This window comes from Bacillus sp. FSL K6-2841 (assembly GCF_037976435.1).
GTDB classification, from domain to species: Bacteria; Bacillota; Bacilli; order Bacillales; family Bacillaceae; genus Bacillus; species Bacillus pumilus.
This window is the reverse complement of sequence record NZ_CP150266.1, coordinates 567,553-592,333: the sequence shown is the minus strand read 5'-3', so window position 1 is coordinate 592,333 and position 24,781 is coordinate 567,553. Positions and strand designations below refer to the sequence as shown.

Annotated in this window: 30 protein-coding genes; 10 read left to right on the top strand and 20 right to left on the bottom strand. The window is 40.6% G+C overall.

Features of this window, described 5'->3' with window-relative positions:
• Positions 1-36: 36 nt before the first annotated feature.
• Positions 37-1,287, top strand: coding sequence for a glutamate-aspartate/proton symporter GltP (gltP, locus tag MHH68_RS02950; protein ID WP_058015452.1), 1,251 nt, complete (start codon positions 37-39; stop codon positions 1,285-1,287).
• 36 nt (positions 1,288-1,323) lie between these two features.
• Here gltP and MHH68_RS02945 read toward each other — a convergent pair whose 3' ends face one another.
• Together MHH68_RS02945 and MHH68_RS02940 are read right to left on the bottom strand one after the other, a co-directional pair.
• Complete coding sequence (locus MHH68_RS02945) at positions 1,324-2,343, bottom strand: S66 peptidase family protein (protein ID WP_339165049.1); 1,020 nt, start codon at positions 2,341-2,343, stop codon at positions 1,324-1,326.
• A 72-nt stretch (positions 2,344-2,415) separates the two neighbouring features.
• Positions 2,416-3,291 carry a DMT family transporter gene (locus MHH68_RS02940; protein ID WP_339165048.1) on the bottom strand — a complete coding sequence of 292 codons (876 nt, stop codon included), beginning with the start codon at positions 3,289-3,291 and terminating at the stop codon, positions 2,416-2,418.
• Positions 3,292-3,586: 295 nt separating this feature from the next.
• On the opposite strand from MHH68_RS02940, the gene MHH68_RS02935 reads away from it, so the two are divergent.
• Positions 3,587-4,312 carry an AzlC family ABC transporter permease gene (locus MHH68_RS02935; protein WP_339165047.1) on the top strand — a complete coding sequence of 242 codons (726 nt, stop codon included), beginning with the start codon at positions 3,587-3,589 and terminating at the stop codon, positions 4,310-4,312.
• Positions 4,309-4,629, top strand: a complete 321-nt coding sequence (locus MHH68_RS02930; protein ID WP_058015445.1) for an AzlD domain-containing protein — start codon at positions 4,309-4,311, stop codon at positions 4,627-4,629. The genes MHH68_RS02935 and MHH68_RS02930 overlap by 4 nt, the downstream gene beginning before the upstream one ends.
• 36 nt (positions 4,630-4,665) lie before the next feature.
• On the opposite strand, the gene MHH68_RS02925 is transcribed toward MHH68_RS02930, so the two are convergent.
• The 3 genes from MHH68_RS02925 to MHH68_RS02915 form a co-directional block, all read right to left on the bottom strand.
• Positions 4,666-5,328 carry an O-methyltransferase gene (locus MHH68_RS02925; RefSeq protein ID WP_061406946.1) on the bottom strand — a complete coding sequence of 221 codons (663 nt, stop codon included), beginning with the start codon at positions 5,326-5,328 and terminating at the stop codon, positions 4,666-4,668.
• A 148-nt stretch (positions 5,329-5,476) separates the two neighbouring features.
• The gene (locus MHH68_RS02920) at positions 5,477-5,662 is read right to left on the bottom strand and encodes a CsbD family protein (protein WP_061406945.1); all 186 of its coding nucleotides are present in this window, start codon (positions 5,660-5,662) and stop codon (positions 5,477-5,479) included.
• 153 nt (positions 5,663-5,815) lie between these two features.
• Positions 5,816-6,805, bottom strand: a complete 990-nt coding sequence (locus tag MHH68_RS02915) for an aldo/keto reductase family protein (RefSeq protein WP_169057544.1) — start codon at positions 6,803-6,805, stop codon at positions 5,816-5,818.
• Positions 6,806-7,000: 195 nt separating this feature from the next.
• Here MHH68_RS02915 and MHH68_RS02910 point away from each other — a divergent pair, with 195 nt between their 5' ends.
• Together MHH68_RS02910 and MHH68_RS02905 are read left to right on the top strand one after the other, a co-directional pair.
• Complete coding sequence (locus tag MHH68_RS02910; protein WP_058015441.1) at positions 7,001-7,894, top strand: LysR substrate-binding domain-containing protein; 894 nt, start codon at positions 7,001-7,003, stop codon at positions 7,892-7,894.
• Positions 7,895-8,016: 122 nt separating this feature from the next.
• Positions 8,017-8,568: a GNAT family N-acetyltransferase gene (locus tag MHH68_RS02905; RefSeq protein WP_058015440.1), complete on the top strand. Its 552-nt coding sequence runs from the start codon at positions 8,017-8,019 to the stop codon at positions 8,566-8,568.
• A 4-nt stretch (positions 8,569-8,572) separates the two neighbouring features.
• On the opposite strand, the gene MHH68_RS02900 is transcribed toward MHH68_RS02905, so the two are convergent.
• Positions 8,573-9,160: a LysE family transporter gene (locus tag MHH68_RS02900; RefSeq protein ID WP_012009044.1), complete on the bottom strand. Its 588-nt coding sequence runs from the start codon at positions 9,158-9,160 to the stop codon at positions 8,573-8,575.
• 111 nt (positions 9,161-9,271) lie between these two features.
• Between MHH68_RS02900 and MHH68_RS02895 the strand changes: the two genes are divergently transcribed.
• Positions 9,272-9,826, top strand: coding sequence for an XRE family transcriptional regulator (locus MHH68_RS02895; RefSeq protein ID WP_058015438.1), 555 nt, complete (start codon positions 9,272-9,274; stop codon positions 9,824-9,826).
• Positions 9,827-9,867: 41 nt separating this feature from the next.
• Here MHH68_RS02895 and MHH68_RS02890 read toward each other — a convergent pair whose 3' ends face one another.
• The 6 genes from MHH68_RS02890 to MHH68_RS02865 form a co-directional block, all read right to left on the bottom strand.
• The gene (locus MHH68_RS02890; protein WP_058015437.1) at positions 9,868-10,161 is read right to left on the bottom strand and encodes a hypothetical protein; all 294 of its coding nucleotides are present in this window, start codon (positions 10,159-10,161) and stop codon (positions 9,868-9,870) included.
• A gap of 347 nt (positions 10,162-10,508) precedes the next feature.
• Positions 10,509-11,561, bottom strand: coding sequence for an LLM class flavin-dependent oxidoreductase (locus MHH68_RS02885; protein ID WP_144463349.1), 1,053 nt, complete (start codon positions 11,559-11,561; stop codon positions 10,509-10,511).
• A 17-nt stretch (positions 11,562-11,578) separates the two neighbouring features.
• Positions 11,579-12,202 (bottom strand): nitroreductase family protein, encoded by a 624-nt coding sequence (locus MHH68_RS02880; protein ID WP_058015435.1) that lies wholly within the window; start codon positions 12,200-12,202, stop codon positions 11,579-11,581.
• Entirely contained in the window at positions 12,186-12,659 is a 474-nt protein-coding gene (locus MHH68_RS02875) for a MarR family transcriptional regulator (protein WP_058015434.1), read from the bottom strand. Before MHH68_RS02875 ends, MHH68_RS02880 begins: the two co-directional genes overlap by 17 nt.
• Positions 12,660-12,767: 108 nt before the next feature.
• Positions 12,768-13,316, bottom strand: a complete 549-nt coding sequence (locus MHH68_RS02870; RefSeq protein ID WP_339165045.1) for a dihydrofolate reductase family protein — start codon at positions 13,314-13,316, stop codon at positions 12,768-12,770.
• An 82-nt stretch (positions 13,317-13,398) separates the two neighbouring features.
• Positions 13,399-13,950: a TetR/AcrR family transcriptional regulator gene (locus MHH68_RS02865; RefSeq protein ID WP_058015432.1), complete on the bottom strand. Its 552-nt coding sequence runs from the start codon at positions 13,948-13,950 to the stop codon at positions 13,399-13,401.
• Between the two features lie 149 nt (positions 13,951-14,099).
• Between MHH68_RS02865 and MHH68_RS02860 the strand changes: the two genes are divergently transcribed.
• From MHH68_RS02860 to MHH68_RS02850, 3 genes are all read left to right on the top strand, one after another.
• The gene (locus MHH68_RS02860; RefSeq protein ID WP_169057550.1) at positions 14,100-14,723 is read left to right on the top strand and encodes a GNAT family N-acetyltransferase; all 624 of its coding nucleotides are present in this window, start codon (positions 14,100-14,102) and stop codon (positions 14,721-14,723) included.
• Between the two features lie 68 nt (positions 14,724-14,791).
• A complete protein-coding gene (locus tag MHH68_RS02855; protein ID WP_061406932.1) occupies positions 14,792-15,187 on the top strand; it encodes a VOC family protein in 396 nt (131 codons plus the stop codon).
• Complete coding sequence (locus tag MHH68_RS02850; RefSeq protein ID WP_268497104.1) at positions 15,184-15,723, top strand: GNAT family protein; 540 nt, start codon at positions 15,184-15,186, stop codon at positions 15,721-15,723. Before MHH68_RS02855 ends, MHH68_RS02850 begins: the two co-directional genes overlap by 4 nt.
• Here MHH68_RS02850 and MHH68_RS02845 read toward each other — a convergent pair.
• Positions 15,720-15,989: a YesK-like family protein gene (locus MHH68_RS02845; RefSeq protein ID WP_339165042.1), complete on the bottom strand. Its 270-nt coding sequence runs from the start codon at positions 15,987-15,989 to the stop codon at positions 15,720-15,722. The genes MHH68_RS02850 and MHH68_RS02845 overlap by 4 nt on opposite strands.
• 53 nt (positions 15,990-16,042) lie before the next feature.
• Here MHH68_RS02845 and MHH68_RS02840 point away from each other — a divergent pair, with 53 nt between their 5' ends.
• On the top strand, positions 16,043-16,516 hold the full coding sequence (locus tag MHH68_RS02840; protein ID WP_339165040.1) for a GNAT family N-acetyltransferase: 474 nt from the start codon (positions 16,043-16,045) through the stop codon (positions 16,514-16,516).
• On the opposite strand, the gene MHH68_RS02835 is transcribed toward MHH68_RS02840, so the two are convergent.
• From MHH68_RS02835 to MHH68_RS02805, 7 genes are all read right to left on the bottom strand, one after another.
• Positions 16,511-16,660 (bottom strand): GNAT family N-acetyltransferase, encoded by a 150-nt coding sequence (locus MHH68_RS02835; protein WP_268760713.1) that lies wholly within the window; start codon positions 16,658-16,660, stop codon positions 16,511-16,513. The genes MHH68_RS02840 and MHH68_RS02835 overlap by 6 nt on opposite strands.
• 529 nt (positions 16,661-17,189) lie before the next feature.
• The gene (locus MHH68_RS02830) at positions 17,190-17,840 is read right to left on the bottom strand and encodes a response regulator transcription factor (RefSeq protein WP_058015427.1); all 651 of its coding nucleotides are present in this window, start codon (positions 17,838-17,840) and stop codon (positions 17,190-17,192) included.
• Positions 17,841-17,845: 5 nt separating this feature from the next.
• On the bottom strand, positions 17,846-19,030 hold the full coding sequence (locus MHH68_RS02825; RefSeq protein ID WP_339165038.1) for a sensor histidine kinase: 1,185 nt from the start codon (positions 19,028-19,030) through the stop codon (positions 17,846-17,848).
• A gap of 103 nt (positions 19,031-19,133) precedes the next feature.
• Positions 19,134-21,311 (bottom strand): MMPL family transporter, encoded by a 2,178-nt coding sequence (locus tag MHH68_RS02820; protein ID WP_339165036.1) that lies wholly within the window; start codon positions 21,309-21,311, stop codon positions 19,134-19,136.
• 149 nt (positions 21,312-21,460) lie between these two features.
• Positions 21,461-22,492: an acyltransferase family protein gene (locus tag MHH68_RS02815; protein ID WP_058015424.1), complete on the bottom strand. Its 1,032-nt coding sequence runs from the start codon at positions 22,490-22,492 to the stop codon at positions 21,461-21,463.
• A gap of 132 nt (positions 22,493-22,624) precedes the next feature.
• A complete protein-coding gene (locus tag MHH68_RS02810) occupies positions 22,625-23,821 on the bottom strand; it encodes an MFS transporter (protein ID WP_061406919.1) in 1,197 nt (398 codons plus the stop codon).
• A 31-nt stretch (positions 23,822-23,852) separates the two neighbouring features.
• A complete protein-coding gene (locus MHH68_RS02805) occupies positions 23,853-24,458 on the bottom strand; it encodes a TetR/AcrR family transcriptional regulator (protein ID WP_339165033.1) in 606 nt (201 codons plus the stop codon).
• Between the last annotated feature and the right edge of the window lie 323 nt (positions 24,459-24,781).

Sequence of the window (24,781 nt, the reverse complement as noted above, 5' to 3'; positions counted from 1 at the left end):
TAAAATTTTCCAAGCAATTAAAGGGGGTAGGAGATGATGAAAAAGTTCGTCGCTTTTCAAATCATGATCGCTTTGGTGATAGGAGCTCTTATCGGCCATTTCTTTCCTGACTTCGGGATGGCCCTCAGGCCAATTGGGGATGGATTCATCAGATTGATTAAAATGATCGTTGTTCCTATCGTTTTCTCTACCATTGTTATTGGTGCAGCTGGCAGTGGTGGTATGAAGAAAATGGGCAGCCTAGGATTAAAGACGATCATTTGGTTTGAGGTTATCACAACCATCGTTCTAGGAATTGGTCTATTGCTGGCTAATGTTCTTAAACCAGGCGTTGGCCTTGATTTCTCTAAATTAGCTAAGAAAGATATTGGTGAATTAGACGGTTATACGCAAAAAGTCGTCGACTTTAAACAAATGGTACTCGATATCATTCCAACGAATATCGTCGATGTCATGGCTCAAAATGATTTACTTGCTGTCATTTTCTTCGCCATATTATTTGGTGTAGCCGCAAGCGGTATCGGTAAGGCATCCGCTCCTGTTCTCAACTTCTTTGAATCAGTGGCACAAATTATGTTTAAGCTAACGCAGATGGTCATGGTGACAGCACCTATTGGAGTGCTTGCATTAATGGCTGCTTCTGTTGGTCAATATGGCATTGTGTTATTAATCCCGATGATGAAGCTTGTTGGGACTGTATTTTTAGGATTATTCATTATTCTCTTTGCTTTGTTCCCTCTAGTCGCACTGATCTTCCGTTTTAACTACTTCGAAGTTTTAAAAATGATTTGGGATTTGTTCTTGGTTGCCTTCTCTACTACAAGTACAGAAACTGTCCTTCCTCAGCTTATGTCAAGAATGGAAAAATACGGCTGTCCGAAAAGAATTGTCTCCTTTGTCATTCCATCTGGTCTTTCTCTCAATTGTGATGGCTCCAGTTTATATTTATCGGTTTCCTGTGTGTTCCTTGCACAAGCGTTTGGTGTCGACATGAGTTTGTCACAGCAGCTTTTGATGATGCTTGTTCTTGTGTTAACGAGTAAAGGGATTGCAGCGGTGCCATCCGGTTCACTCGTCGTTCTTTTGGCAACCGCTCATGCAGTAGGTCTTCCAGCAGAAGGCGTCGCCATTATCGCCGGAGTTGATCGAATTATGGATATGGCACGAACTGGTGTGAACGTTCCAGGTCATGCCGTTGCATGTATTGTCGTATCGAAATGGGAGAAAGTATTCCGTGAGTCTGCTTGGGAAGTTCCAAAAGCAGGTGAAGAAACCACAGGAATGTAGTGTTATATGAAGGAAAGGGCTTCCCCTTTCCTTTTCTTATGATAAAAATGCTTGCTTTAGGACCGCTTTGCCTTGAGGTTGCAGCTGCACTTCTGCATATGCGCCATTAATCAGCGTCATTTGCGGCCGTACATGTCCACAATCTATATCGTAAAAAATAGGGATTTGTAATTCCTTTTGTAATTCTTCATATACATCCTGATACTGATACCCTTCCACAGGCACATCTACTGCACTTCGCCCAAACATAATACCTGAACAGTGATCAAACCATCCTGCTAGTTTTAATTGAACGAGCGATCTCTTCACGCTTGCAGCATTTAATTCGCAGTTTTCAAAGTACCAGAGAATTGGTTCATCCTTTAAGAATGTTTTTTGAAAAGCTTTGACGTCTCCAAAAGGCGTCCCCGCTAAGTGGCGAATGACATCAATACAGCCGCCCATCAGTCTCCCCTTTAACATCTTTTCTTGTCGATCAACCGTATGCCATGCGGTCGGTTCTGTTAAATGAAAAACATGTTCAATCGGATTGTCAAACTGCCATTCCTTTTGATACATTGATGAAGAATATTGGCTGATGTCCATTTCCCCTTTTGTTGAAAGTACTTCTTCCCACATGACAGTCGTTTGATCAAGCTCTTCTCCCTGAAGATCTACTAGATTCGGCCCATGCGCAGTAGCAATACCTGTTTTGAATGTCAACGCGAGCAGGAGAGCACTAGTATCTGAATAACCAAGAATCCACTTTTTTTGCATCGATGAGAAATCAAGGTGCTCTAGCACTTCCATTAAAAGCTGCCCTCCCCATGGCGGGATGATATGATCAATCTCATCACATGTCATCATGTACTGAAGCTCCTTTGCTCGTTCTACGGCAGGGGCAGATTTCGCCTTTTCCTGCTTCCAGACCGTCTCTCCACATATGACATCATAGCCTCTTTTTTTCATTCGTTCGCATGAGAGCTGAAACATGTCATGCAATGATGGCTGTACATCTGAGGAAGGTGCTGTGACACCAATCGTTTGTCCTTTTTGTAATTGTGGAAATTGTATCATCCTAGTTCCCTCCATCCTCTCTCAATCTCTCATTTATAAAGAAGATGCCCCTATTACAAGGGACATCTTCTTTTATTCCTTTTGACGCAGTACAGTATAGACACCTGCAAAGATACATAGAATGCCAATGAATGAGCGTAATCCCATTTCTTCTCCCAAAAGCATCCAGCCCAGAACGGCACCTACGATCGGTTGAAAGAAAAAGAACAAACCGCCGCTTGAGGCATCCATTAATTGAAGCCCTCTATTCCATAAAAAGAATGCTAGAGCTGTTGAGATGATGCCTAGATATAGAATACCGCCCCAAATCTCAGGCCTTGCTACCTGTTCCACATCTAGGTGAGGTAAACGAAATAATACAGGCGGTGTTAAAACAATGAATGCAATGATGATCGCATATGTGGTTGTCACCACCTGAGGGTACTTTCCTGGAACACGTTTGAGCAAAACAGACATCAGCGCCCATGTTAAAGCAGCGAAGATCAATGAAAGACCACCAACAAATTCATCTGTCTGTACTGCAACTGGTCCAATCATGAGCCATACACCTGCTGTAGCAAGCAGGATGGATGCGCACTTTCGAACAGTCATGGCTTCTTTTAATAGAAAGAAAGCAAACAGCACCATAAACGCAGGAGTTGCAGATGTAATAACAGCCCCCATTTGTGCAGAGGTATACATCGTCCCTATTTCTTGGGTCACGATTGAAAGGAAATTTCCGATCAGCCCAATCAACACCATAAGCGGGATATCTTTTTTATCTAATCGAAAGGAATAGCCCAAGCGCCAAATGGTGAACACCAAAACGACTCCTGCTACAGCATATCTCATCCAGACGAGCTCAAGTGGCGGGACAACCGCTACTGTTACTTTGACAACCACGTACATGCCGCCCCAAATACTTGCTGCGATTGCTAGGTAAAGGGCGCCTATATATTTTTCATTCATCATTTTCCCTCCGTTATTGGATATTTTGAGTACCATATCCACAAACGGAGATCACTCTCCGTTATGGACGGAGGGCATTTGGAACATCATGTTCAAACAAAGGTTTCCACAGCATTTGTCGTCACTCCAATTATTTTTATTTTCTGATACTTTATAACAAATTCTGGTTGACTTCAATCCTTTTTGCACCTTTTTTCTTCATATAATAGAAGATAAGCGGCTATTGACATGCTAAATTCGTTTTCATATAGTAAGTAAAACTATAGGTGGCCACGCAGAAAAGGAGTAGAGGTCGTTGGATATTGAAGCTAGAAAACAGATTCCCACCACGGAACATGAACCATTTCTCGAGGGAATAAAAGATTGTGTGCCAACCCTGCTTGGTTATATGAGTATAGGGTTTGCCTTTGGAATTGTTGGAATTAGCGCACAGTTGAGCTTATGGGACATTGCGCTTCTATCAATCCTTATTTACGCAGGTGCTTCACAGTTTATTATCTGCGCACTGCTTGTTACGGGGAGTCCCCTTTCCGCTATTATTCTCACTACATTTATTGTGAATCTGCGTCATTTATTGCTAAGCCTGACGCTGGCTCCTCATTTTACACGCTACTCTTTAAAACAAAATATTGGATTCGGTCTATTGCTGACTGATGAATCCTTTGGCGTAGCCATGAATAAATTAGCTCAGCATGGAAAGCTGAATAACCGGTGGATGCACGGGCTGAACATAACGGCTTATTTATGCTGGATTGCTGCCTGTGTACTTGGCGGCATTTTTGGACACTGGATTTCAAATCCTGAAGCACTTGGTCTTGATTTTGCTCTTTCCGCTATGTTTGCTGCACTGCTGGTTCTTTCTTTGCAAACTGTGCCTAAAAGTAAGTTAACCCATCGCCTGTCACTTGTTTTGTATATGGTCGTTGCAATGTTTCTCCTGCTTCATTTTGTTCCCTCACACGTGGCTGTTCTGTTAGCCACCATGATTGTCGCAACCATTGGGGTGGTGACAGATAAATGATCAGCAGTTTTATGATGTGGCTCATTCTCGGCTGTATGATTGTCACCGTTATTCCAAGGGTCGTTCCCTTTATATTTGTACGAAGTATCGAGCTGCCTGAAGTGATGCTTAAATGGTTATCGTTTATTCCGATTTGTATCTTTACGGCTTTGATTGCAGAGCATTTGTTCATTCATACTACAACGGGCGTTACCATTCACTGGATGTACCTTGCTGTCTTGGTTCCGACCGTCGTAATCGCTGTTTGGACAAAGAGCTTGTCACTTACTGTTCTTGTAGGCGTCATGCTGATGGGGACTGCCAGATGGTTTTTCTAAAAGAAAAAGCTTAACCGCATGTGGTTAAGCTTTGTTTCATTCTACGATTCCGTATACAAATCCATCGTAACCCTTTTCACCAACAGTTTGAATGGCTGTAGCCTCTATTCTTGACTCTTGTTTGAGTAAATTGAAAAATTCACGAGTTCCTTGCACTCGCTCATCCCCATCAGAGTCATGAAGGACTGCTCCATTTCTGACGACATTGTCTGCAATAATGACTGTTCCCTTTTTCGAGAAGTGTAACGCCCACTTTAGATAATTCGGGTTGTTCGGTTTATCTGCATCAATGAAAATCAAATCGAATGGAAGCACAGCCCTCTCTTTTAACTGAGATAGCGTATCCAATGCCTTTCCTTGCAAAATGCTCACTCGTTCCGATAAGCCCGCTCTGCTGATGTTTTGCTGCGCAATCTGTACATGGTGGCTGACAGCCTCTAATGTGATGAGTTCTCCATCCTCTTCAAGAGCACGCGCCAACCAAATGGTACTGTATCCACCGAGTGTCCCGATCTCTAAAATGCGCTTTGCATTCTTGGTTTTTGCTAATAAATATAGCATTTTCCCTTGAGCTGGTGACACATCAATTTCTGGCAGGCCTGCTTGCTTATTATGAGTAAGAGCTTGCTCCAAAACATCATCTTTAGGAATCAACTTGTCTGTGATATACTCGTCAACTTTCTCCCACACTTGCTTCATCTCATCCATCTCCCTTGATCATGTCTTCTGTTTTCAGTCTACATGATGATAGCGAGCGCGTATAATCAATTCTTTTCACACATCTATTCATTTTATTGATGAAAGACATGTCATGATGGAGACATGAAGCAGTGTCATGTTTTCGAATTTACTCGTTCAGGTGATTTTTCAAATCCCCTTTTTTATCTTGAAGCTTTCCTTTGGCTTGATCCTTCTTCCCTTCTGCTTTCAGGTTTTGATGATCTGTTGCTTCGCCAAGCTTCTCTTTCAATTGACCTTTGGCTTGATTTGTTTTTCCTTTCGCTTTATCCATATGTCCTTTTTCTTCACTCATTTGTTCCACCTCCACGTTTGATACTATTCATTTAGCCTTTTTCACAGATACAAAACATCTGAATGTGCGATCCAAGAAACTACAGCAACATAAAAATCCAGCCAAGGTCGGCTGGATTAAAAAATAATGATCTATAAGATAGACTTAAAAGCTTTAACCTGTTTTACTCTGATCGTACTCGACCAGATCACCTAGAATTTCGTCAATTTGATTCATCATCTCAGTTTCAATTTTCACCTCAGATGCTAAAGCATTCTCCCTCACCTGTTCTGGACTAGAAGCACCGATAATTGCTGCAGAAACGTTCTGATTTTGCAGTACCCATGCTATCGCAAGCTGAGCGAGAGTAAGATCAACCTCTTGTGCGACGGGCTTAAGCTTTTGGATCGCCTCTAAGGTGTTATTATTCATCCAGCGTTGAGCAAGGTTTTTAAAAAAAGGTTTTCCAGCAGTTGAGTTAGCACGCGAATTAGTCGGAAGTGATTTTCCTGGGAGATACTTTCCAGTGAGGATTCCCTGGGCCAAAGGCGACCATACTACCTGGCCAAGTCCTTCACGCTGGCAGGTCGGTATTACATCACTTTCAATGATTCTCCATAACATGGAGTATTGAGGTTGGCTGGCGATTAGGGGGACATTTAGCTCTCGTGCAAGCGCTGCCCCTCGAGTAATTTGTTCTGCTGTCCACTCACTTACACCAATATAGTTCACTTTACCCTGTCTTACTAGATCTGCGAAAGCTAACATCGTTTCTTCCAGAGGTGTAGTTGGATCAAACCTGTGTGCATAGTAAATATCAATATAATCCGTTTGTAAACGCCGCAAAGAGGCATGACAGTTTTCCAAAATATGCTTGCGTGATAATCCTCTATCGTTTTTCCCAGTACCGGTTGGATGACATACTTTTGTACATAGTTCAATGCTCTCCCGCCGAATCCCTTTTAAAGACCTGCCTAGTATCTCTTCAGCCTTGGTGTCTGAATAAACATCGGCAGTATCAAACGTCGTAATACCCACATCAAGAGCAGCTTTCACACAATCATGGGCAGTTTCCTCATTTATCTTACCACCATGATTAATCCAATTTCCGTATGCGAGTTTACTAATTGTTAATCCACTATTTCCAAGTTTACTATACTCCATAACAATGTCCTCCTTTGAAAGAATACTTTCATTATAAAAAGAGGGTATTAATATGTATAATATATATATTCAGATAATTATATATATATTTTATATAATTAAAATATTTCCATTAAAAAAGCGCAAAATTGTTTGATAACAATCCTTTGAAATCATTTTACACAATAAGCAAGTATGAAATAGGGGGGCTTAAAAATGGATCTGAGACAAATACGTTATTTTATAATGGTTGCTGAAGAACTAAATTTTAGCCGGGCAGCTGAACGTCTTAAAATGGCACAGCCTCCATTAAGTCAAGAAATCCGAAAATTAGAAGAAGAGTTAGGTGTTACGCTTTTTCATAGAACGAGAAGACAGGTTGAACTTTCAGATGCGGGGAGAGTATTTTTAGAAGAAGCCCGCCGTACGCTCCTTCAAGTAGATAGAACGATTAGCGCAACACAACTTGCAGATGACGGAAGAATAGGTCATTTAACGATCGGTTTCGTTGATTCTACTGATATTGTGATTGATATTATTAAAAGGTTTCGAGAAAGTTTCCCTAATATCCATCTTGTCTTATGTGAAATGGCTACAGAACAGCAGTTAAAGGCACTATATAAGAAAGAAATTCAAATTGGATTTATTCGTTCTAACCAAAATAATAAGATACTTACCTCAGAAATTTGTTGTGAGGAATCATTAAGCTTGGTTTTGCCAGAAAATCATCCTTTAGCTTCATTTTCCAAAGTTCCAATTCATTTATTAGCCAATGAACCATTTATCATGTTTCCACGTCATCTAGGTGCAGCATTTTATGATTTAATTATCAGCTACTTTTGGGAAAATAGCATAAGTTTAAACGTAGTTCAGGAAGCTATTCAAATGCATACGATTGTGAATTTAGTTGCTGCAGGAATGGGAATCTCTGTCGTCCCATCCTCAGTAGAAAGCGTAAAACGCTCAGGGGTTGTTTATAGAAAAATCCAAGAAACTACGCCAAAAGTAAATTTATATGTTTCATGGAGACAAGATGAAACGTCAACCGTCGCTGAGCACTTTTTAACAGTTGTGAGAGAAGCTTATTTAAGTTCTCAGTCTAAATCATGAGAATCCAGCCAAAGCCAGCTGGATTAAAAAATTATGATCTATAAGACAGGCTTTAAAACTTCCACCTGATATGTACACGTTTCAGGTATGATAGACATAACGAAAAGAAAGGTTGGTGTTCTATGATTATCGCTGAAAACTTATTCACCGTTCGTGACTTGACCTACTGTATTCGGTCTGCTGCAATCGGCGATGCCAAGCAGTTATCAGCGCTCAGACTGAAAATTGATGGTGAAACAGAATATTTAGACCGTGAACCAGGCGAAGCCTTTCTTCATGAAAAAGATTTTGAGGTGTTGATTCAAGAGGATACCAAACAAAGCAGGCATTTATTTTTGGTCGCTGATATTGAAGGAGAAATTGTTGGTTTCTCCAGATGTGAAGGACATTCACTCAAACGCTCTGCTCACAAAGTGACTTTTGGCGTCGCCATTCAAAAGGATGCTTGGGGCTATCACATTGGCAAAGAGCTATTAGCCGCTTCTATTGACTGGGCTGATCAGCAAGGCATCCAGAAGATGTCACTTCAAGTGCTGGAAACGAACCAAAAAGCCATTCGCTTATATGAGCACCATGGCTTTCTGATTGAAGGGATATTAAAAAATGATAAACGTCTGGCAGATGGACTTTATTACAATACTGTTGTGATGGGCAGGCAGCGGCCAAGCTTCTGACACCTTACATCACATAGCCCCATACCATTGAAACCGCACTGTATATCAGAAGCAACCCCATGACATACTGGAACGGTCTTTCGTAAGCAGTCAAAAAGCGCTTATACAAAGAGCCAAATAAGCTCCAGCTGAATGTACCGAGAAATCCAATAAGTGCGAGAATCAGCGTCCATATGACATACTGCATATTAGATTGTCCATATGGCAAAACAAATGTTGAAATCACAGTCAATCCATACAAGATCGCTTTTGGATTGATAAATTGCAGCATCATACCAGGGACAAAATGATTGTAACGATCAAGTGTTTCGTCATCCCCGCCTTTACTTTTCATGATTTTGACCGCTAAATAAATCATGTATGCAGCCCCGATGAACGCCATGACCCAGCCTATTTTCGGCATCACTTGATAAAGTATGATATTAAAGAAGCAACTCAAACACAAAATAACGAGAAATCCAATACCCACACCTAAACAAAATCGAAATGTTTGCTTGACCCCATATTTATTCGTAAAGACCATGGCCATGATGTTGTTTGGCCCTGGGGTAAAGCTGCTCACAAAAGCATAGATCAACATAGAAAGAATCATAGTTGCCGCCTCCCTTATACGTTATTAAGACTTTAATTACTTTATTGCGTATGTTACGTTTTATTGTAACGTTCGGTCTTTATAAAGTAAATAGAGAAAGGAGTTTTTTTCATGGAAGATGTACAATCGATTATTTCTAAAAATGTGAGGCTTCTTAGAGACCAAAAGAAATTAAGCCTTGAAAAGATGGCAGAATTAACTGGTGTCAGCAAAACCATGATTGGACAAATTGAAAGAGGAGAATCAACCCCCACCATTACGACTTTGTGGAAAATCGCCAACGGATTAAAGGTATCTTTTAGTGAGCTCATTCACGCACCACAGCCTGAAATCAAAGTAGTACGCAATGAGGATGCACAGATTTTAACGGAAGATGATGGGCGATATCGTGTGTATACGACTTTTCCTTTTGATGACCGGGGGAAATTTGAAGTGTACCGAGTAGAAATTGATCCTGGCGGGTCGCTGCATGCAAATGAACACATTGGCGGGACAGAGGAATTGATTACCGTTTTTGAGGGAGCGCTTGATATATCCATTGGAGATGAACAGTACAGCTTAAAAGCTGGCGACTCCATTCGTTTTAAAGCAGACCGTACGCATACATATAAACAAATCGGAGAGCAAATGGTCCGGCTGCAAATGATTCTTTATTATCCTCAATAAAAAAGCTGACAGGCTTGTCCACCTGTCAGCTTTTCGTTTATTTAATTAAATCCCGGATCACGTACAACCGTTCCAGTATATGTGACTCTGTATTTGCCTAATCCTAATTCTTCAATAGACGATTGTTTTAAAATACCGACCCAGCCATCCTTTGCATATGTAATACTTGATGGGATGTTCGATGTCGTATACGTTCTTGTTTCTGAGACAGTTCGACTTGCCTGAACCGTTATTTCACTTTTTGTTTGTTCCTTTGCTTCCACCGGAGCAGTTGTGACCCCAGCACCCGTTAAGACAATTGCTCCAACCAAAACAGAAGACATGACCTTTTTCATAAAAAATCCCTCCCTTTTTTTGTTGAACATATTAACCATACCATAATTTAGTTCTTTTATAAGTTATTTTTTCACTTTTTTGAAAATTATGATATGATTGTCTTATGTTGGATAGAGAGTGTTCTATACTTCTATGCTTTTATCCTCATCTCATTCCGTCAAACAATTGTGAACGGAGGTGATTTCATGAAAAAATGGCTCATCTGTTTTCAACTTGTTTTCCTCTTCACCTTGACGACCACACCACTTGCTTCTGCTGCTTCATGTCCTACAGTGAAACCTTGTGTCATTGATCCTTAAGCATCAAAAAGGTCGATCAAGCCTATTCACTTGATCGACCTTTTTCGTTATGCTTGCTCTGCTTCCCAGCGGGCAACCTCTTCTCTTACTTTAGGAGCGACTTCTTTTCCAAATAACTCAATGGCTTTTAATACTTGATCATGCGGCATTGAACCAACCGGTACATGAAGCATAAAACGCGTGATTCCTACATTTTTTCTAAGGTGAATCACTTTCTCTGCCACTGCATCTGGATCTCCTACATACAGCGCGCCTTCTAACGTTCTCGCTGCATCAAATGTAGAACGAGTATATGGACCCCAGCCTCTCTCTCTTGCTAACGTGTTCATCACATGCTGTGTGGAAGGGAAGAATTGGTCTGCTGCAAGATCTGTTTCTTGTGCAACAAATCCATGCGAATGGGATGCTACGGTTAATTTCTCTGGGTCGTGTCCAGCGTGTACTGCCGCTTGCTTGTACAGCTGAACAAGTGGTGCGAACTGTCTAGGACTTCCGCCAATGATGGCAAGTACTAAAGGCAGTCCCAATAATCCAGCACGTACGACAGATTCACGGTTTCCCCCACTGCCGATCCAAATTGGAAGCGGATCTTGAACAGGTCTTGGATATACGCCGACATCTTGAATAGCCGGGCGATGCTTTCCGCTCCATGTGACACGCTCGGACTGCTGTAATTTGAGCAGCAAATCAAGCTTTTCTTCAAATAATTCTTCATAATCATTCAGATCATAGCCAAACAGTGGGAATGATTCAATAAATGAGCCACGACCTGCCATGATCTCTGCACGTCCGTTTGATAGTCCATCTAATGTGGCAAAATCCTGAAAGACACGAACAGGATCTGCTGAGGAAAGAACTGTCACTGCACTTGTCAGGCGGATATTCTTTGTCTGTGTTGCCGCAGCCGCTAAGACGACAGCGGGATTCGATGCAGCGAAATCTTGTCGATGATGCTCACCTACTCCAAATACATCAAGACCGACTTGATCTGCTAAAATAATTTCTTCCACTACTTCTCGAATACGCTGTGCGTGACTGACTGTTTTTCCTGTTTGAAAATCAGGTGTTGTTTCTACAAATGTACTAATCCCTAGTTCCATGAGTGGAACCCCCTATCTTATAAGTATGTTACGAATTCAGAGACTGGCTTTCTGTAGCCCCTCACTTGTCTGCTCTCTACTTTTTCTTTTCCGAGTGTGATCATTAATACAGGAACCAAATCCGATTCGATGTTTAACACCTTTTTCATGACATCAGGGTCAAAACCGATCATTGGGCACGTATCCCAGCCCTTGTTTTTGGCGGCAAGCATAAATAGCATCGCAGATAATGAAGCATTGCGGATTGCCTCTTCTTTCTGAAAATCCGCCCCTCTCTTTTCATAAAAGCTCATCGTCTCTCTGACCATTTCTTCGTATTGCTGCTTGTTTAGAATGCCAAGCATTTTCAGACCTTCATAGATGTTCCCCGCCTGCTGATAAGCCTTCGGGTCTCCCAGTACAATAATCGCTGCTGAGGCGGAATGCACTTTATATTGTCCAAACGCGGCTTCTCTTACTTGTTCTTTAAGACCTTCTGTTTGGACGACGACATATTGTGTGTGCTGTAAGTTAAAAGCAGATGGTGCCATTTTGACTTCTTCAAATATACTGTTAAGTTCTTCTCTCGAAATCGAGATATTTGGCAAAAAATTTGATGCAGATCGTCTTTCACGTACCAATGTATCAAAGCTGAGTGTCATCTTGTTTCCCCTTTTCGTGAAGTTGTTTTGCACCTAAACCGACTTTTTTTAGTAATTCAATGAGCTGTTCTTTTTCTTCTTTTTCAATAAAGGATAGGTTTTGTGAAATGACATCTGTGTGCTTAGGAAAAATGTCGTCAAACAATTGCTTCCCTTTTTCCGTCAGCAATACATGAAATACACGTTTATCAGAGGGGGCACATTGCCTTTTCACAAGCCCTTGTTTTTCTAGTTTGTTCACGACATAAGTCATGCTTCCACTTGGGATTGACAGGATGTCGCTGATTTTTTGGACGGGATGCGGCCCCTTACTATAGAGCAATTCAAGGATCTGAAAGTTTTCAAATCCGATATCATAACGTTCAATGTCTCTTTGAATATTTGTAAAAAGAGCTTGATAGGCTTTCATCCATACGCGGAATAGCCTTAAGTCTAATTCATGTTCATGCTGCACCATGGCAACTACTCCTTTTTCAAGAAATCCTAAAACTAGGATAAATTTATCCTAACACTAGGATATTTTATTGTCAACGAGTTTGTTTCATAAAAAAAAGACCACCTCATGTCAGTGATCCTCTTCTTTTAAGACAAAATGCATTTCAGCTATCTGCTTATATTGTCGTACTTCTTTTAATGAAAACTTGGATTCCATATCCGATGGGGAAAACAGAGGAATGCCTCTCCCAATCATGACAGGTACGATTTGAAGGTAAAGCTCATCAACCAATCCTTCTCTTATGAAAGACTGAAGCAGCTCCCCGCCGCCTACAATCCAGATATGCTGACCTGTTTCATTTTTTAATTTTTTCACAAATGATAGGATATCTTCGCGAATGATGTGAGTTCCTTTCAGACTGTCTTGTAAAGTACGTGACATGATATAACAAGTCTTTCCTTCATAAGGAAACTCATCTGGTGACAGCTGAAGAACCTGTTCATATGTATTGCGCCCCATGATCAGCGTATCGACTGACGCATAAAAGTCATCATAGTTCGTATCTTCTTCGCCTTCCGTCCCTATTAACCAATCGAGCCGATGATCCTCTCTCGCTAAATAGCCATCGATACTCATTGCCCCATAAAAAAGCAGCTTCCTTTTCTGACTCAATCTCATCACTCCTCACCTGAATAAGTACATATGTTCTATATTGATTTTATCAGATAGGAAAGACAAATGCTATATGGCTTTCTCCCTTTTACGATTCATGCTCCACTTTGACGAGCAGCTCATATAATTTGTGCGCTAGCTTTCCGGCATCAATTAACATGTCTTCATGAATCCATTCTTCAAGTACGCCAACAACACCAGACACGACAAAAGAAGCTTCAATTTGTTCTTTCTCTGTAATGGGCCGCTCTACAAGCTGCCACTCTTTCATGATTTTTTCTTTAAAAAACGCTTTGAATTGGTTGGTCGTTGGACCATTGGGTTTTACAAATAACGTCAACATATATTGATTCTCTTTCAAGTACTCTGTCGTTTTGTTTAAAAAGGAAAGCATATCAAGAGGGTCTTGACTCGGAAAGGTTTCATCATATAACCCGCCAAGCTGATCGAATAGTTCTTTCTCCAGCTGTTCGTATAAATCAAACACATCTTGATAGTGCAAGTAAAAGGTTCCCCTGCCTAAATCTGCTTTCCTTGAGAGCTCTGATACCGTTATTTGCTGCACTTCTTTTTCTTTTAATAGCTCAAGAAAGCTTTCCCGAATGGCTCTTTTTGTTTTGATTGTTCGTCTATCCTGCATGAGATATCCTCCATTTTTGAACAATCAGGCACACGATGTCTATTTATGAACAGGTCATCATTCATTGCCGATGTTCGTATTGTTTACTTCTTATTATAATCAACACATGTTCAATAATCTATATCTGTTCAAAAAAGGAGGACCAGCACATGGTTCATTTCAGACTTGCTAGAGAGGACGAACTGCCGAAAGTGGCAGATCTGTTAGAAGATTCATTTCGGGATTATTCATTTTTTGATTTATTATGTGAAAAGGTATCAAAGCGCTCCGCTTTCGCTCGCGAGCTGCATTTGGTTAACACAAAGGTTTATTTCCAGCATCAAATCTGTTTAGTCGGAGTGAAGAACGGTCATATTGTGTCTGCCGCTCTGTTAAAGCATCCACGTCTTCCTGAACCAGGTCTCATGGATTATGTGTTGTCAGGCGGGTTAAAGCTCCTCTTCACTGGCGGTATACCGGCAATTCAGCATGTGTTTCGTATGTTAAAGGAGGCCAAAAAAGCGTGTTCTTCCTTAAAGAAGCCTTTTTGGTATTTAGAAGCACTTGTCGTCGCAAAAAACCAGCAAGGAAAAAAACTTGGAAGCCGTATGTTAAAGCAATGTCTTTTTCCCTTTATCGCCCGACAAGGCGGCGGCCTGTTCACGCTGATTACACACAATGAAGCGAACCGTCATTTCTACCGAAAAAATGGATGGGTGGAGTTTGATGAAAGGGTATTGCGCGGAAAAGAAATGTCCTTACAAAGCTGGAGTTATAAAACCGTGATTCAATAAGGTATCCTCTTCAGGGAATGATATAATAAAATCAGTTCAATCAATGATCATACTTGGAGGAGAGACTGATGATACGACGACTTGATCATATCGTGTTGACTGTACAACATATAGAGGACACCATTCGCTTTTATACAAACGTATTAGGAATGAAGGAAGAAACCTTTGGAGAAGGCCGTAAAGCGCTTCGTTTTGGTTTACAGATGATCAATCTTCATGAAGCTGGTCATGAAGAGGAGCGGGCAGCGGCTCATCCACTTCCAGGCTCTAGTGATTTGTGCTTTATCACCGATTTAGATATGGACCGTTTGCTGCTGCATCTTCGCAAGCTAGTGATTCCTATTGAAGAGGGACCAGTCAGGCGCACAGGCACATTAGGTCCGGTTGAATCTGTTTATATCCGTGATCCTGATCTGAATTTAATTGAAATATCTCGATATATAGAGGAGGGTGATCCGTCATGACCCGCTTATTTTTGAGACCGATTGAAGAACAGGATTATCCGGGGATTCAAAAAGGATGCCAGCATGCAGAAACACTTTACATGACTGGCACACGAAAAATGTTCACACTAGAAGAAATTCGTTCAGCCTACACCCGATTTTTACAAGATGATAGCAGGCGAGATTTCGCCATTTGTCTGTTAGACACGCAAGAAATGATTGGGGATGCGGCGATTGTGGATATTGATCCAATCAATCATACGGCAAGCTTCCGCATTGCGCTTCATGGGCCAGAACATTTCCAAAAAGGCTATGGCACTGAAGCTGTCCAAATGGTTCAAGCATTCGCCTTTGATACGTTAGAACTCAACCGTCTTGAGCTCGAGGTCTTTTCCCACAATCCGAGAGCCTTTAGAAGCTATGAGAAAGCAGGATTTCAATATGAAGGAAAAAGGCGCCAAGCACTCTATTTCAACGGTACCTACTCAGATGTCATCATCATGGGCATCCTTCGTGAAGAATACAATCAGATGAACAGTGGAGATGCCCCTGCTTAAGAAGGGACATCTTTTTTAAAAAATTGAATCACTGTGGCGATGATCAAACAAATCATGGAAGAGAGAATGATAGAGAGGCTGGATATACTAAGCGCCATGCCTTCCCATCTGCCAATGAAGAAACTGGATATTAATAAAACCAATCCAAATAGAATGAAGCATATAGGGAGGATCAGCCCCGCATGACGGCTTCTACCTCTTTTCCCTGCCCACCATGAGAGACACAATACAACAATTGTAAAAATAGCGGTTTGCAGCCAAAACATATTGTTTCAACTCACTTTCTCTTTTTTATTTTATGACGATGGAGGTACTTCCAATGAACATTAGACCCATTGAGCAAAAAGACAACCCGTATATCGCAGCAATTATCCGTCAGTCACTAGAATCGGCGAATCTGGCGATAGAAGGAACAGCCTACACTGATCCTCATCTTGACCAGCTGTTCGAATACTATCAATCATTGACTCATGCAGCCTATTGGATTGCTGAAGAGAATGGCGATATTGTGGGCGGCGTAGGCATTGCTCCATTTACAAACGGCATATGTGAATTACAAAAGCTTTATTTGAGTCCAAAGGCACAAGGAAAAGGTGCGGGCAAAAAACTGATGGATACAGCGCTGCAATATGCCTCTACATACTATGAAGCATGTTATTTAGAAACCCGCCGAGAATTAACTGCGGCTACAGGCCTTTATCAGCGATATGGCTTTTCTCTTCTCACAGAGCCGATTGAAGGCTCTGAGCATTCTGCAATGGATGCTTGGTATCTTAAAACATTCGCATCATGAGCTGTAAAACAATCGATAGGTTTTTGTCCGCTGGAAACCTAGCTTTTCTGCTAATTTGATTGAAGTTAGGTGTTGGACATCGCAATCCCAATGCGGTGTCCTCTTATTTTCAAGGCAACTCCTGATCATATGCTGACATGCCAGCTGCGCTCATGTTCTTTCCTTCCATTATATATAAAGCTCAGGACATGCAGTGACTCATTGCAACAAATAAAATTCTTTATCATTCGCTTTCTTCTATTGCTATGCTCATTGTGAAAGGAGGTTTATGAATGAGGCTTTGTTTTATTTAGAATCAAGAAAAGATTGTGACATAAGTAAACGTCATCAACCATCCACATCGCACAGGCATTAAATCACCTGAAGCCGCAGTCTTAAAAAAAGAGACCTCGTTTAAAAGGTCTCTTACTTCTTCATTCATTATTCTGCTGCTATCTCTTCTGTCGCCTTCCCCTTCCAAATCAGAGGTAAGCCTACCTGCGAATAAAAATGGGACATGTATATTTTTATGCTGCCAAGCGCCCGTGTCAAAGATCGTACCATTACTTATGTAGGCAGAGTTCATTTCCCTACACATATTGAAACCGCATTGGAAGAGATAATAAATCACTTGACGCTGAAACTTAACAGAGCAATGTTTCTTGTCATCATCTCATATGATCATTCGCTCTCTCTAAAAATGGATCATCCCTAATTCTACTGCTGCTTTAATTGCTTCCGCTCTTGAAGTGACCTCCAGCTTTTGATAAATATTTGTTAAATGAGCTTTGACAGTTCTCTCGGAAATCCCCATATCAAATGCAATTTCCTTACTTCGAAATCCTCTAGCCACTGCTTGCAAGACAAGCATCTCTTTTTCAGTCAGCATGTTTAATTCTTTTTTCAAATGGTTTGGAGTCACTTGATGCTCTGTTGATTCAAATACCTTAGCTGCGACGTTTGCTTGAAGAAGAATATCTCCTCTGATAGCTGCTTCAATTGTATAAAATAAATTTTCCCTGCTGGCATCCTTTAAAAGATAGCCCTTTGCTCCAAGTTGCAGCCCTTCAATCATTAATTTCTCTTCGTTATAGGTAGTGAGAATGAGGACCGGTACTTTTAACTGAAGAGACTGCATCTCTTTTAGCATCTCAAGCCCACTCATGTTAGGCATGTTGAGGTCAAGTAATACAAGGTCTGGAGCCTTCTCTTTCAAGACATCTAATCCCTTTGCCCCATCCTCTGCTTCACCAACAACATCAAATCGTTGATCTGTCTCAAGAATTAATTTTAACCCTTCTCTAACAACAAAATGATCATCGACAATCACAATTTGATAAGACATTGTTTTTACTCCTTTTTCAAAGGTATCGTTACCGTCACTTGTGTACCTTCATTTTTTTCACTTTTTAAGCGCAGCTGTGCATCAAGCAGTCGGGCACGTTCTGACATACCAATTAGACCGTAATGCCCGGAAGTGGATTCTTGTTTTTTCTCATCAAAACCCACTCCATTGTCTTTGATATGCAAGAAGATGTGATCACCTTTTTGCTCCATCACCAATTCGACTTTACTTGCTTTGGCATGCTTGGCAATATTCGTCAAACATTCACTGACAATGTATACGGTATGTTCGATGAGAAAAGGGGACACTTGATATGAGACAGCCATTTTTGTATGAACTGGAATATTCGTCGCCGTCATAAAGCGCTTCACTTCATCTTTCACAGAATCAGCTAGGTCATATTGATCCTGGCTATATGTTCGAAGATCGTCGATGACCAATCTCGCCTCAGCTAATGTTGTCCGCGCATGGCTCATAGAACCTTTAATAATGCTTTGAGCACGCTCAACATTCTGATTCTCTAAATGTGCATGGACCGCTTCTAACTGCATAATAATACCTGCCAGTCCTTGTGCAAGGGTATCATGTAAATCTCTCGCCATTCTTTGACGCTCATTTGTAAGTGTCAGCTCTTCCACTTGTTGATGTGCCAATTCAAGTTCCTTTAAAAATGTTTGTGTACGGATTCTAGCTTTGACTTGTCTAAAAAATAAAATGGAGTATGCGATGACTACAATCAGAATCAAAAACAAAATAGGAATGTATACCGTCAAATCATCTGTATCATTAACCAAAATAAGGGCAAGAAAAAAAAGAACATAAAAACTAAGCCCTGTCAAAATCACCTTCAATGTATGATAATATACCCCAATACTTTGCGCAATTAGTACTGGTAACAGACCAATTAAGATCACAGGGGTAGCCGCCTGCATGACTGAAACACAAAGTAGAATCACAATTCCTTGAATCAGAAAATATACCCATGGATTCTGCTGAAACCAGTAAAATGACCACCAATGGAGAATCAGATGTATGGCAATAAGTGCAGAAAAAAACAGGCTGGAAATTGCTAATGGGGTGGTTATAAACTGAAATATCATTGCTGCAATATAAACAAGAACGACCCATAATAATGTTGGAATCCGTGAATAGATCATTTCATTAAAAGGGTCTACCCGTCGTTTCGCCATAAATAATCACCATCCGAGCCTCATATTCACTCAAAAAATACCGCCCACCCTTTATCGAGGTAATGGCGGTATCATCAATCATACCATGTAAGATTATCAGTGACTAAATCACTTTCTCTTCTTTCTCTTCTTTCTGAGAAATAGACTCACCTTCAATGTCTATACGTGGAAGCCACCTTTCGAACCATTTGGGTAAGTACCAAGCAGCTCGTCCGATCAGCATCATACACGCTGGGATAAAAGTCATTCTTATGACAAATGCATCAAACAGAACGCCGAATGCCAACGTTAATCCCATTGTTTTAATGATCAAGTCATCTGCAAAGATAAAACTAGCAAAGACGAGAATCATGATTAAGCCCGCGGCAGTCACTACTCTTCCACTGTGCTTCAAACCTGATACAACGGACTTTTTCGCATCACCTGATAGAAGGAAATCTTCTCTCATTCGACTGACTAAAAAGACCTCATAATCCATTGCAAGACCAAATAATATTCCTGTCACTAGTACAGGCATAAAGTTTAACAATGGGCCATTTGCTGGTATTCCAAACAATGACGCAAGGTGTCCATCCTGTAAAACAAAGACTGAAAAACCTAGTGTAGCGGTCAATGTCATAAGGAATCCTAAAACCGCTTTTAATGGAACAAGGAATGATCTAAACACAAGAATCATCAAAATCAAAGCAAATCCAATAATGACTCCTGCAAATTTCGGTAACGCTTCACTGAGTCTATCTGAAATATCTATATTAACTGCCGTAGAACCAGTAACAAGTAATTTCGTATCATACTTTTCAGCAGTCTGACTAGATTCATTTCGTATATCTTTGACTAATTGCTTTGTCGCCTTATCTTCTGGACCGCTTTTCGGTAAGATGGTCAGCATGGCGTACTTACCCGATGGATTAGGAACAGCCGGTGCCATTTGTTTGATGCCATCCATCTTCTCTAATACTTTTGTTGTTTTCTCAATAGATTTCATTGCGTTATTTGCATGGGAGGCATCAATGATAACAACCAGTGGCCCATTAAACCCTTTGCCAAACCCTTCTGCTAACAGGTCATAGCCCTTGCGTTCAGTTGTTTCCTTCCCCTTCATGCCGTTATCAGGAAGACCCAACTCCATATGAAGTGCTGGCCAACTGAGCAGACCAGTCAATACAATGACACCTAGGATGATCTTACCTGGATACTTCTTGATAAACCTTCCCCAAGCTGCTTGTTCTTCTTTTTGTTGAGATTGTAATTTAGAGAACCATTTATTCTTTCTTGAAGGGCTTACTTTATCACCAAGAATCCCTAGTATCGCAGGAACAATTGTCAGAGACACAAGCATAACTGATAGTACCATGAATGCAGCTACAAGACCCATAACGCCTAAAAATGGTATACCGACTAATACAAGTCCGCATAGTGCAATCACGACGGTGACACCTGCAAACAATACAGCACTGCCTGCTGTAGCAACAGCTCTAGCAGCTGCTTCTTTCAATTCGTAACCCTCTGCTAATAGCTGTCGATATCGAGAAATGATAAATAATGCATAATCAATTCCTACGGCAAGTCCAATCATCACAGCTAATGTAAGACTAAATGCAGACATATCAACAAAATTTGAGGTAATTAATATGCCCATCACGCCGATCACTAACCCAATGACAGCCGTCAAGATCGGTAGTCCTGCAATCAATAGTGAAGCGAAGGTAAAGGCTAAAATAAAGAAGGCCATGACAATACCTATGACTTCCGAAATCCCGCCTACCTCAATTTCTGAGAATGGGACGGAGCCGCCTAATTCTGTTTGGATGCCAGCCTTTCTTGAAATCTTAATACTATCTAATACTTTCTCTTTTGAGGATGTTTTTACCTCATCCGCCTTTACCCGGTATGTAATATCCGCATACCCTATTTTCTTATCCTTACTAATAGCAAATGTCTGATATAAATCCGTCACTTGCTTGACTGCTTTATCCTTTTTGATTTCTTTGATCGTTTCGTTCAATTTGTTTCTTACTTTTTTTGTTTCTAATGTTTCACCCTTAGGTGCTTTAAAAATCAGACGAATCGTCCCGCCATCATCACCTGCTGGGAACTTTTTCTCCAAGAGATCCATTGCCTTTTCTGACTTTGTACCTGGAATCGACATATCTCCATTAAATGAAACACCTGTCCCTATTGTTGTCGCCACAACAGCTACTAAAACAAGTAACCAACCGATAATCATCCGTTTCGGCTTAGAAAAAGCACTTTTTCCTAAATGATATAAAAATTTTGCCATTCACTTACTCCTTTTTCTTCAACTTCGTGAACTTCATCTTTTTATTCTAAGCAATGAGATGATCGATTGAAATTGTACTTTCGGGCAAGAAGCATTGTACTTTTAGGCAACAAAAAAAGGGCATCTTCTTAAGATCCCCTTTAAATCGTTTATGAAGCGACTGTTTTTCGCCTCGTTCTGTTGATTTTACCGACAAACATATAGCCATATTTATAATGATTTGCTAACCGTGACAATAGGATAGGTCCAGCAATTGCAAGTGCTGATATTATGAATATCCCCACAAAGAATGGATAATCATTTAATTGGCCCCATAGCAACACAGAGATACCTAGAAAATACCCGTGAAGCAAATAGATGGTGAATGAATATTGACTAATGACAGCTACAAAAGGTGGAACGCTTTTCACTTTAGAAAACAAGAGAAAACATAAGAAGACAATACTGACTGTATAAAGAACAACGTCTGGCCTCTTAGAAGAAGGCTCGAAAAAACCTACATATGAATTGCTTAGAAGGGTCGCGGCTGAAATCAAAACAAGTCCATACACGGCATACTTAAAACGATGAAGTCTTGTGATAAACTGCTGATAATTCGCTCCACAATAATAGGCTAAACAAAAATAGAATAACCAACCTGGAAATGGAATCCATTCTAAGCCGAACATTGGATTAGGTAATTGAGGTTGTGGGATTTTGACGAGGTTCATGACACTTAAATAACCAACTGTGATGATAAAGGAGATCGGCAATACCCATTTGGCTGAGGTACGCTTAGCCATTTTGTGAAAAAACATGTGCAAAAAGTAAAATTGAAAAATAATCAGAACAAAATATCCAATATAATTTCCCAATAAGACATTTGCTGAAGCTCTTTTAAAGAAATCAGCTGCTCCTCCATTTAACGATGCCGAATGCAAAAACCCATCGACAATCCCAATAAATGCAAATGGGAAAAAGATGGCTTTCACTCTCTTCCACATAAATCCTTTGGGTGTACCATTTGGATAAGAATGCGCCAATAAAAACTCAGAAATGAAAATAAAACTCGGTGTACTGAACATGAGTAGTGCTACAAGAATAGATGATGAATGGGGGCTAGATAAAATGGCTATTGCATGAATGAGCACAACACTCAAACACGAGATACATCGAATATAAAAAATCTCTTTAATTTGCATTGAAAATCCTCCTCTAGTATTTTGGTAAAATATTCATCATATTAACATGAATAACACCTCATCAACAGAGACCTTGTGATTATTTCAATACTTTATCCACAGGAACAAAAAAAAGAGCCCTTGTTAGAGCCCTTAATCAGATGCAACCGTCGCCTTCCCCTTCCAAATAAATGTTAATCCTAATCCTAGAAATAAGACAACACCTGCGAATAGAAATGGGAAATGTATATTTAGATCGAATAAAATCCCGCCAAGGGCTGGGCCAAATATCGTACCTAGACTTGTGTAGGTGGAATTCATCCCTGCGACAAATCCTTGCTGATTGCCAGCGATTTTTGATAAGAAGGTCGTTAATGCTGGACGCAATAAATCAAATGCTAAGAAAATTACACATGTGACAATGAGCACCACCATAAAACCTGACACGACAGTTGAGACAAAAGCGAGCACCGCTCCAACAATCAAGCAGAGCTGAATGACTCTTTTTTCCCCAAGGGTATTAACGAGTTTCCCAAACACCAGCACTTGGATGATAACCGCCACAATCGAGCTGACCGTAATAATCACCGCAATATCTTTTGGACCAAATCCAAACTTATGATTTGTAAACAGGCTGAAGACCGTTTCATACGCAGACAGTCCAAACGCGAGGACAAACACAATGATAAAAGCGATGAGATAGCTTGGATGGATCGATTTTTTCAAATCTTTAAAGAAGGTCGATTCCTTCACTTGATCCATCTGCTTCGCTCGCTCTTCTTTTGTTAATGGCTCCTTCAGCAAAAACATAGACGAAATGACGGCTATAAAGGCAATCCCTGCTGCAAAGAAGAATGGCAGGCGTACACCGTATTCTGCAATAAATCCGCCAATCCCAGGACCGATAATAAAGCCGGTACTAATGGCCGCTGATACATACCCCATTGCCTTTGATCTTTCTTGAACGGTCGTGATATCTGCGACATAAGCAGTGACAGCAGGCATAATAAATGCCGCACTAATACCTCCTAGCAGCCTTGCAAAATACAGCACATACACGTGTGTCCCAAGACCGAAGACGAGTTCTGATAACGCAAATAGAAAAAGGCCTGACACAATCATAATCTTTCTTCCGTAGCGGTCTACCCATCTCCCTGCAATAGGTGATGTAATGAGCTGAGCCACAGCAAACGCCGCCACAAGGTATCCCATCGTACTCCCCGTTAGATGCATCACATTCATGAACAGCGGCATGACAGGAATGATGAGACCGATGCCTAAAAAGGCAATAAATATGTTACTCAATAAAATAACGAGAACAGCTTTTTGCTCACGAATTGGTTTTTGCATGATGTTTGTTTCCCCTTTATTGATTCAATTGTTACTCATGATGGTTGATTCCGTGAATAATCAATGAGATCGCTTGTTTTTGTAATTCTTTTTTCTCTTCGATTGGATCATTTTTATACAACACGTCTAATCCGTAAAAAACGGATAATAATATTTTCACTGTTGACTCGACATGCTGGATCGACCAGCTGCCATCTTTGTTACCTTCAAGTATGATGTCTCTCATCACATCATCAAAGTCTGCATCAATCTTGTTCAGCCGTTCCATGACCTCGTCGGATGTAAAGGCACTTGCACAAAATTCCTCACTTGCTCTCATTAATGGGTAATTAATGCCCATTTGACTGAGCAGTTCTGCAAATCCTGCGAGCTGATCAATGGCCTGATGCATCGTTTGTTTTTCCTGATGCCACGTCTCCATCATCAAGAGGTGATCCTCTTCCATGATATGAAGGAACAAAAACTCTTTTCCTTTAAAATGGTGATAGAGATTACCTTTACTCACCTCAGCCGCCTGTAGAATATCTCGCACAGAAGTTTCTGAGTACCCCTTTTTTGCAAATAAATCACGTGAAGCGGTGACGATTTTTCGCTTCGTCTTCTCGCTTTTTTCAGCCCCGCTTTGTGTACTTGTCATCTTTTACAATCCCTTCTACCTTGCTTTTCTTCATTAAGACAAATCAAAACCGACCAGTTGGTTTATTTTTTATTATAAATGGATTTTTTTCGAAATACAATGAAAAAGTCATCGAATTCAAAAGGAGGGGAACAATGTGAAAGCACACAACACGATCTTTTGTGCCATCACAAAAAAGGACTTGTATGTGTTTTTCTTTTACGATCTTTTCATTGCTACTTTGGCCTACTATGTGTTCAAATTTAAACCAACCACGTTTTATGAATGTGCGGGGGTTACGGGGAGTATTGTTTGTCCTTTTTTGATGAAAAAGTGGCTAAACC